Annotated in this window: 10 protein-coding genes; 7 read left to right on the forward strand and 3 right to left on the reverse strand. The window is 67.1% G+C overall.

The features are described from left to right. Nucleotides 1-130 precede the first annotated feature (130 nt). Both N440_RS06755 and N440_RS06760 read left to right on the forward strand, forming a co-directional pair. Nucleotides 131-6,190 (forward strand): CshA/CshB family fibrillar adhesin-related protein, encoded by a 6,060-nt coding sequence (locus tag N440_RS06755; RefSeq protein WP_243831295.1) that lies wholly within the window; start codon nucleotides 131-133, stop codon nucleotides 6,188-6,190. Further along, nucleotides 6,187-9,876 carry a hypothetical protein gene (locus N440_RS06760; RefSeq protein WP_133934502.1) on the forward strand — a complete coding sequence of 1,230 codons (3,690 nt, stop codon included), beginning with the start codon at nucleotides 6,187-6,189 and terminating at the stop codon, nucleotides 9,874-9,876. The genes N440_RS06755 and N440_RS06760 overlap by 4 nt, the downstream gene beginning before the upstream one ends. 66 nt (nucleotides 9,877-9,942) lie before the next feature. On the opposite strand, the gene N440_RS06765 is transcribed toward N440_RS06760, so the two are convergent. Then, a complete protein-coding gene (locus N440_RS06765) occupies nucleotides 9,943-10,302 on the reverse strand; it encodes a response regulator (RefSeq protein WP_006436191.1) in 360 nt (119 codons plus the stop codon). Further along, nucleotides 10,292-11,455 (reverse strand): PAS domain-containing sensor histidine kinase, encoded by a 1,164-nt coding sequence (locus N440_RS06770; protein ID WP_133934503.1) that lies wholly within the window; start codon nucleotides 11,453-11,455, stop codon nucleotides 10,292-10,294. The genes N440_RS06765 and N440_RS06770 overlap by 11 nt, the downstream gene beginning before the upstream one ends. A gap of 151 nt (nucleotides 11,456-11,606) precedes the next feature. Here N440_RS06770 and N440_RS06775 point away from each other — a divergent pair, with 151 nt between their 5' ends. The 5 genes from N440_RS06775 to N440_RS06795 all read left to right on the forward strand — a co-directional run bounded on the left by N440_RS06775 (nucleotide 11,607) and on the right by N440_RS06795 (nucleotide 17,758). Further along, entirely contained in the window at nucleotides 11,607-14,720 is a 3,114-nt protein-coding gene (locus N440_RS06775; RefSeq protein ID WP_133934504.1) for a response regulator, read from the forward strand. After that, the gene (locus N440_RS06780) at nucleotides 14,717-15,541 is read left to right on the forward strand and encodes a CheR family methyltransferase (protein WP_133934505.1); all 825 of its coding nucleotides are present in this window, start codon (nucleotides 14,717-14,719) and stop codon (nucleotides 15,539-15,541) included. The genes N440_RS06775 and N440_RS06780 overlap by 4 nt, the downstream gene beginning before the upstream one ends. After that, nucleotides 15,541-16,116: a chemotaxis protein CheB gene (locus N440_RS06785; RefSeq protein WP_133934506.1), complete on the forward strand. Its 576-nt coding sequence runs from the start codon at nucleotides 15,541-15,543 to the stop codon at nucleotides 16,114-16,116. The genes N440_RS06780 and N440_RS06785 overlap by 1 nt, the downstream gene beginning before the upstream one ends. Further along, nucleotides 16,113-17,246: a hybrid sensor histidine kinase/response regulator gene (locus N440_RS06790; protein WP_133934507.1), complete on the forward strand. Its 1,134-nt coding sequence runs from the start codon at nucleotides 16,113-16,115 to the stop codon at nucleotides 17,244-17,246. Before N440_RS06785 ends, N440_RS06790 begins: the two co-directional genes overlap by 4 nt. Nucleotides 17,247-17,329: 83 nt before the next feature. Beyond that, nucleotides 17,330-17,758, forward strand: a complete 429-nt coding sequence (locus tag N440_RS06795; protein WP_133934508.1) for a BLUF domain-containing protein — start codon at nucleotides 17,330-17,332, stop codon at nucleotides 17,756-17,758. Between the two features lie 2 nt (nucleotides 17,759-17,760). On the opposite strand, the gene N440_RS06800 is transcribed toward N440_RS06795, so the two are convergent. Continuing rightward, nucleotides 17,761-18,081, reverse strand: coding sequence for a metalloregulator ArsR/SmtB family transcription factor (locus N440_RS06800; RefSeq protein WP_133934509.1), 321 nt, complete (start codon nucleotides 18,079-18,081; stop codon nucleotides 17,761-17,763). Between the last annotated feature and the right edge of the window lie 36 nt (nucleotides 18,082-18,117).

Consider the following 18,117-nt stretch of genomic DNA (forward strand, 5'->3'; position numbering starts at 1 on the left):
GACGGGGAAATCAACCATGTGGCAGTCGACGACGTCGCGCGAAAGCGCGGGCGGTGGATGCGTTCATCCCAAAAAACGTGCCCGGACAGGGCGATCCAGCGGCTGGCTGAGGGCCGGCCTGCTGGCCCTGTTGTCGCTGACGATGCCGTCGCTGGCCTGGGCCGCCGCCTACGCCACCGGCGGCAGCAGCCCGTACCGCAACACCGTGCTGTGGTTGACCTGGGGGGGCGGTGCCAATGGCGTGAACAACGTCGCACTCAACGATGGCGCGATGTCGTCCATCGACATGCCGGTCGCGGCCGGGGTGAACCTGCGCGTCGATTGCCGGTTGAACACGGCCGAGACCAATGTGCTGCGCAGCTATCGTCCCGGCAACTTCGGTGGCGACAGCCTTGACGACCTCTACAACATCGGCGGCACTGGCACCAGCAACCAGCTGATCGCCGGTATCGCACGTGCCAGCGGCACCTCCAGCTTCAGCATCACCTGTACGTCGACCCTGGGCGGCGCCCCGTACCGCCTGCGCGGCGTAGTGATGGCCGATGCCGAGTCGATCAACAACAGCGGCGAATTCGTCGAGGCCAGCGCGCAGGGCACCTGGAACGTGGTCGAGGTCCGCAAGAACCTGTCCAACGCCACGCCGTACCTGGTCAACAAATCGACCAGCGGCGCCAACCAGGTCATCCGTTTCGGCCCCGGCAACGACGACAACACCGCAGCGGTCACCTTCCTCAGTTTCGACAACGCCGCACACGCGCCGGGCAACCTGGCAGTGAACATGGGCTTCTCGATGCGCGGCGGCGGCACCACCGCGATCGCGATCGGCCTGCTGGTGCCTTACGCCGACTTCGGCGACGCGCCGCAGAGCTATGGCGATGCCATGCACGTGGTGGACGATCTGCAGTTCCGTTCCGACGGCATCCCGCAGGGCGCCAGCAACTTCAACATCAACACCGCAGGCTACACGCCGGGTGGCCTGGCGCCGCCGTTGACCGACTTCCTCGGCAGCCTCGGCCCGGATACCGAGCAGCGCAGCAGCTACAGCCTGGATGCGCTGGGCGATGACAACTTCCCGCAGGTGGGAAGCCGCGAAGAAGATGCCTGGCCGACCAGTTACCGCCTGACGGTGATGCAGGCCGGTACCCAGATCAACCAGCCGGTCGCCTGCGTGGGCAATGGCAGCGTGGCCGGCTGGATCGACTTCAACCGCAATGGGGTGTTCGATGCCAACGAGCGCAGCGGTATCGCGGCCTGTAGTGGCGGCCAGGCGAACCTGACCTGGACCGTGCCCGCCCAGGTACTGGCGGGTACCAGCTACGTGCGCCTGCGCTACTCCACCAACGCGGTCCAGATCCAGAACCCGACCGGCGTGGCCGACGACGGCGAGGTTGAGGACCACCGGATCACCATCACCGCGCCGTCGCTGAAGGTGGTGAAGAGCAACAATGCCACCGGCGGCGTCTGGAACTATGGCCAGGCCGGTACCGAGTACACGCTGACAGTGAGCAACACCAGCGATGTGCCGACCGGCAATCCGCCGAATGTGGCGGCGGGCACGATCACCGTGCGTGACCAGCTGCCGGCCGGCATCGCGCCGAACTGGAGCGGCACGCATGCCAGTGGCAACTGGAGCTGCACCGCAAGTGGCCAGGACGTCACCTGCACCAGCACCCAGGTCCTTGCAGCGGCAGGCAGCGCCGGGTCCAGTTCGGTATTTACCCTGCCGGTGACCGTCACTGCAGCGGCGACCGGTGTGCTGACCAATCACGCCAGTGTCGGCGGTGGCTACGACCCCTTCAACAGCGGCAACGCGCCCGCACCGGGCGCCAGCTGCACCGATGCCGACCACTGCACGCGCAGCGATGTAACCGTGCCGGTGACCCGCGTGGGCTATGCAAAGCGCTCCAACACGCCCGGCCCGGTCGCGGTGGGCACGACGGTGAGCTACACCGTCGATGTCACCGTGGCCGATGGCAACACCCGCGACGTGCTGACGCTGACCGATACCCTGGGCACCGGCCTGGATTTCGCCAGTGTCAGCAACGCCGGTGCGTTCACCTGCAACGCGGCCAATCCTCTGGTGTGCACGCTGCCGGCCGGTACCGTGCCCGGCACTTACAGCCTGAGCTACACGGCCACCGTCAATGCGCAGGCCAGCGGCCAGGTGGTCAACACCGTGGTCGGTAGCGGCACCGATACCCCCACCTGCAGCAGCAACTGCACCACCACTACGCCCGTGGCCGCGCCGAGGATCTCGGTGTCCAAGGCGAGTGGTACCGCCGGCCCGGTCGCGATCGGTGATGCGGTGGCCTATACCGTGACGGTGGTGGTGGCTGACGCGCGCACCCGCGCGGTGACCACGCTGACCGATACGCTGGGTGCCGGCCTGGATTTCGGTGGCATCACCAGCGCAGGCGCTTTCAGCTGCACGCCGGGCAATCCCCTGGTCTGCACGCTGCCGGCGGGTACCGTTCCGGGCAGCTACGCGTTCTCCTATACCGGCATCGTCAACGCGCAGGCCAGCGGCCAGGTGCGCAACGCGGTGGTACCCAGCGGCACCGACAATCCCTCCTGCGTGGGCAGCTGTGATACCACCACGCCGATGGCCAGCGCGCTGGTGGTGTATGCCAAGCAGGCGTCCACCGGTGGTCCGGTGCAGATCGGCGACGTCATCGACTACACGCTGAGTGCGACCGTGACGCGTGCGCGTACCTCCGGCGTGGTCACCCTGACCGATACCCTGGGCAGTGGCCTGGACTTCGGCGGCGTCAGCAGTGCCGGCATCTTCACCTGCAATGGTTCCAATCCACTGGTGTGTACGTTGCCGGCCGGTACCGTGCCGGGCACCTACAGCCTGACTTACCGCGCCACCGTCAATGCGCAGGCCAGCGTCAGTGTCCGCAACGCCGTGCTCGGCAGCGGCACCGACAATCCGTCGTGCAGTGTCAACTGTGACACCACCACCCCGGTGGCGGCGCCCGGCGTAAGCTATGCCAAGTCGGTGAGCGGCACCGGCCCGGTCTCGGTGGGCGATCGCCTGACCTACACGCTGACCACGGTGGTGACCAACTCGCGCACCACCGATGTAGTGACCCTGACCGATACCCTGGGTACCGGCCTGGACTTCGGCGCAGTGACCAGTGCGGGTGCCTACAGTTGCAACGCGGCCAATCCGCTGGTCTGTACCCTGCCTGCGGGGACTGTGCCGGGCAGCTACAGCCTGTCCTACACCGCAGTCGTCAATGCGCAGGCCAGCGGCCAGGTCACCAATGCCGTGCTGGGTAGCGGCGGCGACAAGCCGTCCTGTACCGCCAACTGCGATACCACCACGCCGGTCACCGGTAGCCAGATCGACTATCGCAAGACCTCGGCTGCGGCAGGTCCGGTCAAGGTGGGTGACAGCATCGCTTACACGCTGACCGCCGTGGTCAGCCACTCGCGCACCACGGCGGTGTTCACCCTGACCGATACGATGGGCCCCGGCCTGGACTTCGGCGCGGTGACTGCCAGCCAGGGATTCAGCTGCAGCGCGGCCAACCCGATGGTGTGCACGCTGCCGGCCGGCACCGCGCCGGGCACGTATAGCGTGGACTACACCGCGAAGGTGAACGCCCAAGCCAAGGGTAGCGTGAGCAACGCGGTGCTGGGTGGTGGCACGGGTACCAATACCTGCACCAGCAACTGCAGCACCACCACACCGGTGTTGGCAGCGGTGGTGACCTACCGCAAGCAGTCCTCCACCGTTGCGCCGGTCGGCGTCGGCGATGCTGTGGACTACAGCGTTGAAGTGACCATCGCGAACTCGCAGACCACCGATACGCTGGTGCTGACCGACACGCTGGGCGTGGGCCTGGATCTGCAGTCGGTCACGCAGCCCGGACCGTTCACCTGCAACGCCAGCAATCCGCTGGTCTGCTCGCTGCCAGCCGGCACTGCGCCGGGCACCTACACGCTGGGCTATCGCACGCTGGTCAATGCACAGGCCAGTGGCAGCGTGCGCAACGCCGTACTGGGCAGTGGCGGTGATACGCCCACCTGCAGCGGCGACTGCAGCACCGAGCACGCACTTGCAGAGCCGCGCGTGGTGCTGGAGAAGCAGGCTGGCCCGGCCAGTGGCACCGAGGTGCGTCCTGGCGACCGCCTGCGCTATACCCTGGTCGCCACGGTCGAGCGCGCATCCCTGCGCAAGCCGCTGCAGCTGGTGGACACCCCCGATGCCGGGCTGAGCATCGAAAGCCTGCCCGCCGGATGCGTGCAGCAGGCAACGGACATCGTGTGCACGCTGCCGGCGGGAACCGCGGTTGGCCGCCATGAATGGGTCTACCAGGCGATCGTCAATCAGGAAGCGCGCACCGAGGTGCTGAACCGCCTGCGCGGGCAATACCCGGATGGCTCGCCGCCGCCCGAGTGCACGACCTGCGAGACGCGCCACAAGGTGGTGTCCGATTTCGCGCTGCGCATCACCAAGACCGCAAGTCCGCGCCGGGTGAAAGTGGGCGATCTGGTGCGCTACCAGCTGGTGGTCGAGAACGTCGGCAGCAGCCACTGGCGCGATGGCGTGGTGGTCGATACGCCGCCGCCAGGCTTCAGCTACGTGGATGGTTCGATGCGCGTGGCCGACGATGACGGCGCGTTCTCGCTGGCCAGCAGCCAGTCGCCGCTGCGCATCGGCGCGGTGGATATCGCGGTCGGCCGCAGCGCCACCATCACCTACCTGCTGCGCGTCGGCGCTGGCGTACGCAGTGGCAATCACGTGAACCAGGCCGTGGCGACGGCCGATGATGGCAGCCCGCTGTCGAACATCGCCACCGCCGAAGTGGCGATGGATGCCGATCCGCTGCTGGAAGACAGCCTGGTGTTCGGTACCGTGTTCGATGACCGCGATGGTGACGGCTGGCAGGACAGTGCCGAGCTGACCGGTGTGCGCGTGCAGGGCGGCTTCGCGGCCTCGGCCTATGTGGCCGGCTCGACCACGCTGGATCGCGGCGATGGCCCGCAGCCGCTGGCCGATGCCAGCGCACCGCTGCTGCACGGCGTGCAGATCGGCACGGTGCACGGCCGCGCGTCGACGTCCGACAGCACCGAGTCACACCAGGTGGTGGTGCGGCAGCGCTTGCGCGAACTGGCTTTCACCGATGACTTCGTGCTGGAAAGCGCGCAGGGTCACCGCCTGCGGATGGACGCGCAGGGCGGCACGGACGTGCAGCGCAGTGGCGAGGCCGGTAAGGGCCTGACCGCCGCCGAGCCGACCGTGCGCCGCGAAATTGCCCGCGTCGCTGAGGGCTATGAAGTGGCCTATGTGATCGGCAACGAGGGCATCCAGGAGCAGGGCATCCCCGGCGTGCGCCTGGCCACGGTTGAGGGCCTGCTGGTGGAGACCGATCCGTTCGGCCGCTACCACCTTGCCGACGTCCACGGCGGTGATGCGCGCCTGGGCCGCAACTTCATCATCAAGCTGGACCCGGCCACGGTGCCGGCCGGTGCGGAGCTGACGACCGAAAATCCGCTGCTGCGGCGGGTGACCCAGGGCGTGCCGACGCGCTTCAGCTTCGGCGTGCGCCTGCCGCCGTCGCCACAGGCGCCGGCCGAGCGCATGGAGCTGGCCCTGGGCGAAGTGCTGTTTGCCCCGGGCAGCAGCGCGCTGCGTGCCGATTACCGCCCGGTGCTGGTGAAGATGGCCGAGGTGGTGAACCGCTACCAGGGCGGTGACGTGGTGATCGCAGCCAATGGTGAAAGCCAGGCACTGGCCTTCGCCCGTGCCGTAGTGGTGCGCGATGCGATGCAGGCCGAAGTGGCCGAAAGCGCGCGCGCCGGCCTGACCGTGCAGCTGCGCACCGATGTGCAGGACCCGCATTCGCTGCTGGCCGGTGTCGATGCGAATGGCGCGTTGCTGGGCAACGTGCTGTTCGACACTGACAAGGCCACCGTGCGCGGGGAATTCAAGCCGTTGTTGGCGGCGATCGCTGCGCGCCTGGAGAAGATGGGGGGTGGCCAGGTCAGCCTGGTCGGGCACACCGATGTGCGCGGCAGCCATGCCTACAACCAGGTACTGGGCCTGCGCCGTGCCAGCGCCGTGTTCGATGCGCTGCGCAGCCAGCTCAGCCCCGCCGTGCAGCAGCGCCTGCGCGTTCGCAACGAGGAGAGCGCCGCTACCCGTGCGGCCGCCCGCCAACAGGAGACCCGCCGATGAGCGCGCATCACTCTGCCGCCCGTCGCGCGGCCCGCCTGCCGCGTGCCGCGCTGTACCAGGCACTGCTGCTGGGCCTGGCCGCTACCGCCCAGGCCGCCCCGCCCACCGCCGAGCCGGCGCCGATCCGGTGTGACGGCAGCCAGTGCAATGCCGAGGGCGAACTGTTGTTCAGCCTGCGCTCGCGCAGCTACGACGAGCCGGTGACCGAAGGAACGTCCACGCGTTCCAGCTCGCAGGCGTTGCAGCCGGATCGCCGGGTCAGCGTGGCCATCGATGAGCCGGGCAAGGCGACCGTGCGTGGCGAGTTCATGATCCGCCTGCCGGAAGGCGGCGCGATCTGGGCCACCGAAGACCCCGCGATGGGCCAACCGGAGCTGTCGGTGTCGGCGCCGGGCATGGTGGCCTTCGATGAGGGACGCATCGTGCGCCCGGTCGAGTTCTACGTGCGCGGCAACTACACCGCCTTCATCCAGCGCCTGGAAGTCAGTGTCTACCGCGGCAGCGACTCTGACCGGGTGGCGCCGCTGGCAACGTTCGAACTGCCGGTGGCCGCCGTTGCGCAGGGCACCTGGGATGGCACCCTGCCGGCATCGACACCGCTGCGTCGCGGCGACCGCCTGGTCTATGTGCTGCGTGCCTTCGACGCCGAAGGCAATGTCGATGAAACCACCGCGCAGTCGATGCAGCTGGTCACTCCGGCGGAGTTCGAGCGGGGCAACCAGCAGCTGCGCGATGCGCTGGAAGATCGCCGCGGCACCGCCGTCGATGCCAACCAGGCGGCGTCGCTGTCGCTGCTGCAGCAGGTGTTCGACAGCAACGGCCTGCGCCAGCAGAACATTCCGGTGTACGGCTCGCGGGTGCGCCTGCGTGGCCGGGACCTGCCGCTGGGGGCCTCGCTGAAGATCAACGGCGACAGCTATCCACTGGACCAGGATCGCAAGTTCGCCGCCGAGTACCTGATGCCGATCGGCCACCACGCCTTCGATGTGCGTGTGGAGCGGCCGGATGCACCGGCGATCGCGCGCACGCTGCAGGTCGATGTCAGTGGCCAGTACCTGTTCGGTGTCGGCCTGGCCGACATCACCGTGTACCAGAACAAAGCCAGCGGGGCAGGGCAGGACCTGGCACGTGGCGAGCGCAACGATGATGTGCTCAGCGATGGGCGCCTGGCCTTCTACCTGAAGGCCAAGACCCGTGGTCGCTACCTGCTGACCGCGCAGGCCGATACCCAGAATCGCCCGCTGGACGAGCTGTTCACCGGCTTTACCACGGCCGATCCGCGCGATCTGTTCCGCAGCCTCGATCCGGACCTGTACTACCCGACCTATGGCGATGATTCGCTGACCCAGCGCGATGTCGACAGCATGGGGCGCTTCTACCTGCGCATGGACTGGGACAAGAACCAGGCGCTGTGGGGCAACTACAACACCGGGCTGACCGGCACCGAGTATGCGCAGTACGTGCGTTCGCTGTACGGTGCGGCCCTGTCGTGGCGCTCGCGTGGCGCCAACGCCTGGGGCGACGCGCGCAGCGAGCTGCGCCTGTTCGGCTCGCAGGCCGAGACCGCGCCTGGCCACAGCGAGTTCATCGGTACCGGTGGCAGCCTGTACTACCTGCGCCACGCCAGCATCCTCAGTGGTTCGGACCAGGTGGTGCTGGAAATCCGTGACCGCACCACCGGCCGTGTCGAGCAACGTGTACCGATGGTGCGCGGTGCCGACTACGAGATCGACGCCCTGCAGGGCCGCATCCTGTTGACCCGCCCATTGGCGCAGGTCAGCCGCGAGAACCTGCGCCGGATCAGCCGTGATGTGCCGCTGGATGGTTACGAACAGCGCCTGATCGTGGATTACGAGTGGGTGCCGACCGGGTTCGACAGCGATGACATCACCGCGGGCGTGCGTGGCAAGCACTGGTTTGGCGATCATGTCGCGGTGGGTGCCACCTATGTGGATGAGCAGCGCGCCGGCCAGGACTATTCGCTGAAGGGCGCGGACCTGACGTTGCAGGCCGGCCGTGGCACCTATCTGAAGGTCGAACACAGCCGCAGCGAGGCGACCAGTGCACCGGTGTTCTTCTCCGACAACGGCGGCCTCAGCTTCAGCCGCCTGAATCCGGAAGGGCCGCGCGAAGGCGAGGCGACCGCCGTCGAAGCACGCGTCAACCTGCGTGAGCTGGGCTGGACCCAGCGCGACTGGAGCGCGGGTGCCTGGTGGCGGCAGGTGGACGGTGGCTATTCGGTCGGACGCTTCGATACCGGTCAGCGGGTGCGCGAACAGGGCGCCGAGCTGCTCGGTTATGTGACCGACGACTTCAGTCTGTACGCACGCTACAGCGAGGCACGTCGTGGTGCGCAGTCGCTGATCCAGGCACAGGCCACAGCCGAATGGCGGATCGGTGAGAACGACCGCCTGTCGGCCGAGCTGCGCCGGGTGCAGGAGGACCGCGGCAGTGGCAGCAACGTGGCCGGCGTGCTGGCTGCAGCACGCTACACCCACCGCATCGGCACGTCGCTGGATGTCTACGGTGGCGGCCAGCTGACCGTGGACGACGACCATGGCCGCTATGCCGACAACGATGCGGTGGTGGCCGGCGGCACCTGGACCTTCGCCAACCTGTCCACTGTCGGTGCAGAGGTGAGCGATGGCGACCGTGGCACGGCGGCGCAGGTCAATGCCGAGTACCGGCTGACACCGCAGCACAGCTTCTATGGTGCATTCACCCAGTCGACCGACCGCAGCGAGTACGACCCGCTGTTCAGCCCGAATGCGCAGGATGGATGGACGCTGGGCCAACGCTGGCGGTTGTCCGACCAGGTCAACGTGTTCAACGAAAGCCAGTTCCTCAAATCCGGGCAGGAATCCGGGCTGGCGCACACCTTCGGCATGGATTTCTATCCTGCCGTGGGCTGGAACGCCGGCTTCACGCTGAGCAACGGCAAGCTCGACGCCAGCACCGGGCAGGTCGATCGCAAGGCGGTGAGCCTGTCCGGCGGGCGGACCTCGCCGGGCACCGAATGGCAGAGCAAGCTGGAATGGCGCCGCGACACCGGCGCGGAGCGTCGCACGCAGTGGGTCAGCACCAACCGCCTGAGCCACCGCCTCAACGACAGCTGGCGGATCGCGGCGCGCTTCAACTACGCCGACACAGATGATGCGATCAATCCGGTGGCGGGCGCGCGTTTCATCGAGGGCAACCTCGGCTTCGCCTATCGCCCGTGGGACAACGATCGCTGGGCACTGTTCGGCCGTTACAGCTACCTGTATGACCTGTCGACGATGGGGCAGGTCAATGGTGTCGACTACGACCAGCGCACCCAGGTGCTGTCACTTGAGGGCGTGTATCGCATCGACCAGCGCTGGGAAGTGGCGGCGAAGGCGGCCCGCCGCGAAGGCGAAGTGCGCTATGGGCGCGGTACCGGTCCGTGGTTCGACTCGGCCACCAACTTCGCCTCCGGCCAGCTGCGCTACGACCTGTACTACCAGTGGCATGGGCTGCTGGAGTACCGCCTGCTGGACGTGCGCGACGGCGGTACCCGGCAGGGTTGGCTGGCCGGTGTCGACCGTGATATCGGGCGTAATTTCCGCGTCGGCGTGGGCTACAACTTCACCGATTTCAGCGACGACCTGACCAAGTTCGACTACACCCATCGCGGGTGGTACCTGAACCTGGTGGGGCGTTACTGAGCACCGCTGCCGAGCGTGGGCTCGGCGCTACAGGAACGGATGCGCCGGGCCAGGCCCGGCGGACTCTCAATCCTGTTTCAGCAGCTGCACCAGCTGGCGCAGGCGGTAGGGCTTGGGCAGGAACTCGACCTTCTCCGGCAGCGGCGGAAGCTGCGAGCGCGCGTAGCCGGATGAGAGGATCATCCGTGCCTGCGGTTGTTCGCGTGCCACGTGCTCGCTCAGCTCGATTCCGGACATGCCGTTGGGCATGCTGATATCGCTGAACACCACATCGAAGCGCGCTTCGCCCTTGAGCAGTTCCGCGGCCTCGTGGCCATCGGCGGTGGTGGCCACCTCGATGCCGAAGTCGCGCAGGGCCAGGCCGATCATCTCGCGAAGATCAGTCTGGTCCTCCACCATCAGTACGCGGATCGGGTCATCGGTCATCGGGTGTTTCCTCTGTTGCGGGGAGCAGCAGGCTGACCGTGGTGCCAACACCGGGGGTGGTGGACACGTCGACGAAGCCGCCGCTCTGGGTAGTGAATCCGAACACCTGGCTCAGGCCCAGGCCGCTGCCCTTGCCGATGTCCTTGGTGGTGAAGAACGGCTCGGTCGCCCGCTCGGCGATGTCGGCGGCCATGCCGTGGCCTTCATCGCAGACGCTGAGGGTGACATATCCGCGTTGCAGCGTGGTGTCCGCATCCGGGTCGAGGCGATGTTCCAGTGCGGTGCCGATCAGGATGCGGCCGCCATCCACGGTGGCTTCCACCGCATTGGCCACCAGGTTGGCCAGCGCGGTCTGCAGCTGCAGCGCATCGGTGCTCACCGGCGGCAGGCCCGGTGTGAGGCGTGCATCCAGGGTCACCGTGGGCGGGCAGGCACGCTGCAGATCCGGCAACCACTGCCGCACCAGCGTGTTCATGTCCAATGGCTCGCGGATCAGGGTCTGGCCGGTGCTGAAGGCCAGCAGCTGGCGGGTCAGCAGGGCGCCGCGGTCGGTCGCGGCCTGCGCGGCATCGAGCAGTTCGGCGGCGCGCACGTCCTCACCGCTCACGCGCAGTGACAGCAGGTCCAGGGCGTTGCCGATGGTGGTCAGCAGATTGTTGAACTCGTGCGACAGGCCGCGGCTGAGCCGGCCGACCGTTTCGAACTGCTGGGTGTTGCGCAGCGCACGCTGGGCATCGCGCAGCAGGCGCTGTGCCTGCCAGTGTTCGGTGATGTCGCGGGTGATCTTGACGAACCCGAGCAGTTCGCCGCCCTCGATGACCGGTTCGATGACCACGCTGGCGCGGAACGACGAGCCGTCGCGGCGCACCCGCCAGCCCTCGCTGGCGACATGGCCGTGCTGCGCCGCGAGGCGAAGCAGGCGTTGTGGCTCACCGGCATCGCGCTCGGCGGGCAGGTAGAAACGACCGAAATACGTTCCCACCACTTCGTTGGCTGAATAGCCCTTGATACGCTCGGCGCCGGGGTTCCAGCTGCAGACGATGCCTTCGGGATCAAGCAGGTACAGCGCATGATCGCGCACGCTGTCGATCAGCAGTCGCAGTTGTCGGGAAGGGTCCGTCAGTACGGACGTCGTAGAGGCTGCAGCGTCCACGTGGAAATAAGTGTTACCCCTGTGAGGGACGTGAAGCTAGGCATTGAAGTGTGAAGGATACGTGCAGGTGCGGCACGTGCCAAATGTCCTGTGCGGCTGAATGCGACACGGAGTACCATCACCCACCCTTTGCTCTCTGGAACCGACCTGCATGCGTCCTGGTGCGACCACGCGTGACCGCTGGATCTGGATGACCTCCGCCGTATTGCTGGCGGCCACCATCGCCCTGGAGCTGGTGGTGCCGCTGGGCTATGCGGTGTGGCTGGCCTATTTCCTCGCGGTAGGCGTGACGGTATTCCAGCGCAGCGTGCGCGCGCCGTTCATCGTTGCCGCGATCGCCTGTGTGCTGCTGGTGATCGGCTTCAATGTGGCCCCGGCCAGCAACAATTCATCGTTCTCGTTCGTCAATCGCAGTATTGGTGGCTGCGCGTTCCTGATGATCGCGTTGATCGTCTCCCGCGCCATCGAAGCGCGGCGGCAGGCGATGCGGGCACTGTGGCTGCAGGAAGCAGAGAATGCGGTGGCGATGAGCCTGCGTGGTGACCTGGGGCCTGAGCAGATCGCCGAGGCGGCGGCCACCCAGCTGGCCGACCAGCTTCAGGCAGACATTGGCGCGGTGTACCGGCTGGATGGTGGGCGCCTGCAGCTGACCGGTGGCATGGCGCTGCCGTCGGGCATGCCGGCGTCGCTGGCATTGCAGGAAGGCGTGGCCGGGCAGGTAGCCCGTGACGAACGCATCCGGCACCTGCACGGCGGTGAGGCCGCCGTGCTTGAACTGCAGACAAGCCTGGGACGACTGCCGGTCAGCGAGCGCATCCTGGCACCGATCAGCAGCGATGGCACCGTCGTCGGTGTCATCGAACTGGGCCGCACCCAGGTGGGCGGGCAGCGCGACCTGGATCGCGAGCTGCTGGAACGCTGTGGTGAGACGATCGGCATGGCCTTGCGGGCCTCGTTGCTGCGCGCACAGCTGGTGGTGCTGCTGGAGGAATCGCAGCGCCAGGGCGAGGAACTGCAGGCGCAGCAGGAAGAACTGCGGGTGGCCAACGAGGAGTTGGAAGAGCAGAGCCGCAGCCTGCAGCAGTCGCAGAGCCACCTGGAAGAACAACAGGCCGAGCTGGAGCAGAGCAACGTCCAGCTGGAAGAGCGCACCCACGAGCTGGAGGCGCAGAAGCAGGCGCTGCTGGTGGCGCAGGGCCAGCTGGTGCGCAACAGCAACGAACTGGCGGCCACCTCGCGCTACAAGTCCGAGTTCCTGGCCAACATGTCGCACGAACTGCGCACACCGCTGAACAGCTCGCTGATCCTGGCCAAGCTGCTGGCCGACAACAAGGACGGTACCCTGACCGACGAGCAGGTGAAATATGCGCGCGCCATCCTGTCGTCCAACAACGACCTGCTGGCACTGATCAACGACATCCTGGATCTGTCACGCATCGAGGCCGGCCACGTCGAGCTGGCCGACGAAGTGGTGGTGGTGGACAGCGTCGTGCAGCGCCTGCGCGAGACCTTCGAGCCGATGGCCCGGCAGAAGGGCCTGGCGTTGCAGATCGAGGCCGATGCGCTGGCGCCAAGCCAGCTGGTGGCCGACAGCCAGCGCCTGCAGCAGATCCTGAAGAACCTGCTGGCCAATGCGCTGAAGTTCACCGAGCACGGCAAGGTCAGCCTGCACGTTCGTGCCGCTGGCAGCGGCCGCATCCGCTTCGAAGTCACCGATACCGGCATCGGCATTGCCCGTGAGCAGCTGCAGGTCATCTTCGAAGCGTTCCGCCAGGCCGATGGCAGTACCCGTCGCCGTTACGGCGGCACCGGCCTGGGCCTGTCGATCTCGCGCGACCTTGCCGAGCGCATGGGTGGCAGCATCCACGTCGACAGCGAGCCGGGCCGCGGCAGCTGTTTCATCCTGGAACTGCCGCTGCAGGGCGCGCCGGTAGCGGCGTCGGCTGAAGCGCCGGCCCCGGCGGTCATCGCAGCTTCGCCGCAGCCTGCGGCAGCGGTCACCGCACGCACGGCTGCCGCGCCTGCGGTCGCCCCGGTGGCGGCGCCGGCCATCGCCACTGTGGCTGATGATCGCGGCCGTCGCCAACGCGCCGGGCGCTTGATCCTGGCGGTCGAGGACGACGCCACCTTCGCCGAAGCGCTGGTGGTGCTGGCCCATGAGCTGGATTTCGACTGCGTGGTCGCGACCACGGCCGAGGAAGCCCTGTCGCTGGCCGCGGAACTGCGTCCCAACGGCATCCTGCTCGATATCGGGCTGCCTGATGTGTCCGGCCTGAGTGTTCTGGAGCGCTTGAAGCGCAATCCCGACACACGCCATATTCCGGTGCACGTGGTCTCGGCGATGGACCGTGGCCAGGTGGCGCGCGAACTGGGCGCGATTGGTTTTGCGATCAAGCCGACCACGCGCGAGCGGCTGGTGGTGGCCATCGAACAGCTGGAGCAGACCAGCCAGCGTGATGTGCGGCGCCTGCTGATCGTCGAAGATGACAGCGAGCTGCGCCACAACCTGGAGCTGCTGCTCGGCCGCGAGCAGCTGCAGATCATCGCGGTCGGCACCCTGGCCGGCGCGCTGGAGCAGCTCAGCACCGTCACCTTCGATTGCATGGTGATGGATCTGTCGCTGCCCGACGGCAGTGGCTACGACCTGCTGGAGCACATGGCCGGCAACGACGAGGTCGGCTTCCCGCCAGTGATCGTCTATACCGGTCGCGCGCTCAACCGCGAGGAAGAGCAGCGCCTGCGCCGCTATTCGAAGAGCATCATCATCAAGGGCGCACGTTCGCCGGAACGCCTGCTGGACGAAGTGACCCTGTTCCTGCACAGCGTCGAGGCCAGCCTGCCGAGCGACCAGCAGCGCCTGCTGCGCGAAGCACGGCGCCGCGACACGGTGCTTGATGGCCGCACCGTGCTGCTGGCCGAGGACGATGTACGCAACATCTTTGCGCTGTCCAGCGTGCTTGAACCGCTGGGCGTGACCCTGGAGATCGCGCGCAATGGCCAGGAGGCGGTGGATCGCCTGGCCGAGCGCGAGGTCGACCTGGTGCTGATGGACATCATGATGCCGGAGAAGGACGGCCTGGCGGCGATGCGCGAGATCCGTGCGCAGCGCCACCTGCAGGACCTGCCGATCATCGCGCTGACCGCCAAGGCGATGCCGGACGACCGCGAGCGCTGCCTGCAGGCCGGTGCCAACGATTACATCGCCAAACCCATCGACGTCGACAAGCTGGTCTCGCTGTGCCGCGTCTGGTGCTCGCGGCAATGAACGAGCAGGCGCTGTTCGACCTGGAGCTGAAGATCCTGCTGGAGGCGCTGTACCAGCGCTACCACTACGATTTCCGCAGCTACGCGGTGTCGTCGCTGCGCCGTCGCATGCGCCAGGCCATGCAGCGTTACGAGTGCGATCGCCTGGTCGATCTGCAGCACCGCCTGCTGCACGAGCCGGAGCTGTTCGCCCAGGCCATGCAGTTCTTCACCGTGCAGGTCTCGGAAATGTTCCGTGACCCGGCCTATTTCCGCGAGCTGCGCGAACAGGTGGTACCGGTGCTGCGCACCTATCCCTCGGTGAAGCTGTGGGTGGCCGGGTGCAGTACCGGCGAGGAAGTGTGGTCGCTGGCGATCCTGCTGCACGAGGAAGGCCTGCTCGAGCGCAGCATCGTCTATGCCACCGACATCAATCCGGCGGCACTGGCCACCGCCGAAGCCGGAGCCTACGGCATCGACCGCATGGCGCAGTTCAGCCGCAACTACCTGGCGTCGGGTGGCACGGCATCGCTGTCGGACTATTACGCCACCGCCTACGATGGCGCGGTGTTCGACCGCCAGCTGCGCCGCAACGTGGTGTTCGCCGACCATAGCCTGGCCACCGACACCGTGTTTTCCGAAGTGCATCTGGTGTCGTGCCGGAACGTGCTGATCTACTTCAACCGCGACCTGCAGGACCGGGCGGTCGGCCTGTTCCGCGAGGCGCTGGTGCACCGCGGCTTCCTCGGCCTGGGCAGCAAGGAATCGCTGCAGTTCGGGCATCATCACGATGCCTTCGACGTCTGCTCGCGCGAACACCGCCTGTACCGGAAGGTGGCCTGATGGTGGTGCAGGCTCGCCCTGCGGTGGTGGTGGTGGGAGCGTCGGCGGGAGGCGTTGCAGCGCTGCAGGCCGTGCTCGGGGCGCTTCCGGCCAGGTTGCCCGCGCCGGTGCTGGCCGTGCTGCACCTGCCACGCGATCGCTCCAGCCGTATTGCCGAGGTGCTGGCGCCGTACTGCGCACTGCCGGTGCGCGAAGCGGAGGACAAGCAGCCGCTGCAGCCGGGCACCGTGACCTTCGCACCGCCGGACTACCACCTGCTGGTGGAAGACTTCGATGCCGTAGCGTTGTCGGTCGATGCGCCGGTGCTGTTCTCGCGTCCGGCCATCGATCCCCTGTTTGAATCAGCGGCTGCCGTGTTCGGTGCGCAGGTACTGGCGCTGTTGCTGACCGGTGCCAGCAGCGACGGCAGCGAAGGCGTTGCCGCGGTGCGCGCCGCGGGCGGCCGTGCCTGGCTGCAATGCCCCGAGGAAGCCGAAGCATCGATGATGCCGGCTTCCGCTCTGCAGCACGCCGGCGCCGACGCCGTGCTGCCCCTTGAATTGATGTGTCGTCGCCTGAAGGAGTTGTTTGCATGAATCTGCTGCCACCGGACCCTGCGCAGTCGCAGACCCCGGTCAACCTGCTGATCGTCGATGACGTGCCGCAGAACCTGGTAGCCATGCAGGCCCTGCTGCAGCGCGAGGGTGTGAACCTGTTGCTGGCGGGCTCGGGTGCGCAGGCCCTGGAGTTGCTGCTCGAGCACGAGGTCGCCCTGGCCCTGCTGGACGTGCACATGCCGGAGATCGATGGCTTTACCCTGGCCGAGCTGATGCGCGGTTCGCATCGCAGCCGCACGGTGCCGATCATCTTCCTGACTGCCTCGCCGGACGATCCGGTGCGCGCGTTCAAGGGCTACGAAACCGGTGCGGTGGACTTCCTGCACAAGCCGGTGGCGCCGCAGGTGATCCTGAGCAAGGTCAACGTCTTCATCGAGCTGTACCAGCAGCGGCAGCTGCTGAAGGCGCGCAATGAAGCGCTGGAGCGTGCGCTCAAACTCAATGAGACGATGGCCGCGGTGCTGACCCACGACCTGCGCACGCCGCTGTCGGCGATCCTGCTCTGTGCCGACAAGCTGGCGCTGGAGCTTCCCGAGGACAACGCGGGGGCACAGCAGACGCTGCAGCACTTGGAGGCCAGCACGCTGCGCATGGCGCGGATGGTGGAGCAGCTGCTGGACTTTTCGCGAATCCGCAGTGGTGGCCTGCGCCTTGAGACCAGTGCCTGCGACCTGGCCGAGGTCACTCATGCGGTCATTGCCGAGGCGGGCAGCGCGCACGGTCATGAGCGCATCCATTTCGACGCCATCGGCGATACCCGCCTGCAGGGTGACATGGATCGGCTGGGGCAGATCGCCGCCAACCTGGTGGGCAACGCGTTGACGCACGGCAGCGAGGCCCTGGTGCAGCTGGATGGACGCGATGTGCGCACGGTAGTGATGCGGGTGAGCAATGCCGGCCACATCGATGACGCGCTGTTGCCGCGCCTGTTCGAGCCGTTCAAGGCCAGCTTCCACCAGAGCAAAGGCCTGGGCCTTGGCCTGTATATCGTCGATCAGTTCGTGCGCGCACATGGTGGACGTATCGGCGCGCGCAACGAGGCAGGGCAGGTCGTATTCGAAGCGAGGCTCCCGCGGCGGTGGGACGCAGCGGGCGGCACCGAAAGCTGAACTCTTCAGCCTGGGTGCGCCCGCATTGAGACGGACTCGTCCGCAACTGCTACCGTGCATTCACACCCTGCCAAGGACGCACCATGCCATTGCGCGCCATCGCCTACGTCAGCCGGGCGCTGCCGGAGCTTTCCGTTGAGCGGCTGCAGGCGCTGGTCGAGGATGCCGCGCGTTTCAACAAGATGGCGGGCGTGACCGGCGTGCTGCTGCATGACGGTGATCGCTTCCTGCAGTACATCGAAGGTCCGCCAGACGGCATCGATTCGGTGTATGAGCGCATCCTGCAGGCGGGCAGCCACATCGACATCATCGAGTTGGCGCGCGGTCGCCTCGGCCAGCGCCAGTTTCCGTACTGGTCGATGCGTGCCTTGCCGGTGGAGCCCGCGTTGCTGCGGCAGCTTTCGAGCAGCGACTGGTCCGGTTTCAGCAGGGCCCTGGAAGGAGATCGTTCGGCGCCGACCCCGGTCGACCTGCTGGATGCGGTAGTGCAACCGGTACTGCACGCCGGTTGAGATCAGCGCGCAGCGCCGCCGCAATAGGCGGCGTGCAGTGCCTGCAGCACCTCCAGCGCCGGACCTTCCTGCATGCGGTAGTGGATCGCCTGCGCCTCGCGCCGGGTTGCCACGATCTGCATTCCACGCAGCACCGCCAGGTGCTGGGACAGCGCCGACGCGCTCAAACCGGTCAGCGCCTTCAGTTCCGGCACGGGCGTTTCACCTTCGACCAGCCGGCACAGCACCTGCAGGCGAGCGGGATGGGCCAGGCTCTTGAGCAGGGCGGCCGCCTGCGTGGCGTGCTCGGCCATCGTGGCAGTGTCGAGCGGCGTGCGGGCCATGGTTGACCTTTTTGTTTAGAAAGATCTAATTTAGAG

The organism is Stenotrophomonas sp. CC22-02, from assembly GCF_004365115.1.
GTDB classification, from domain to species: domain Bacteria; phylum Pseudomonadota; class Gammaproteobacteria; order Xanthomonadales; family Xanthomonadaceae; genus Stenotrophomonas; species Stenotrophomonas forensis.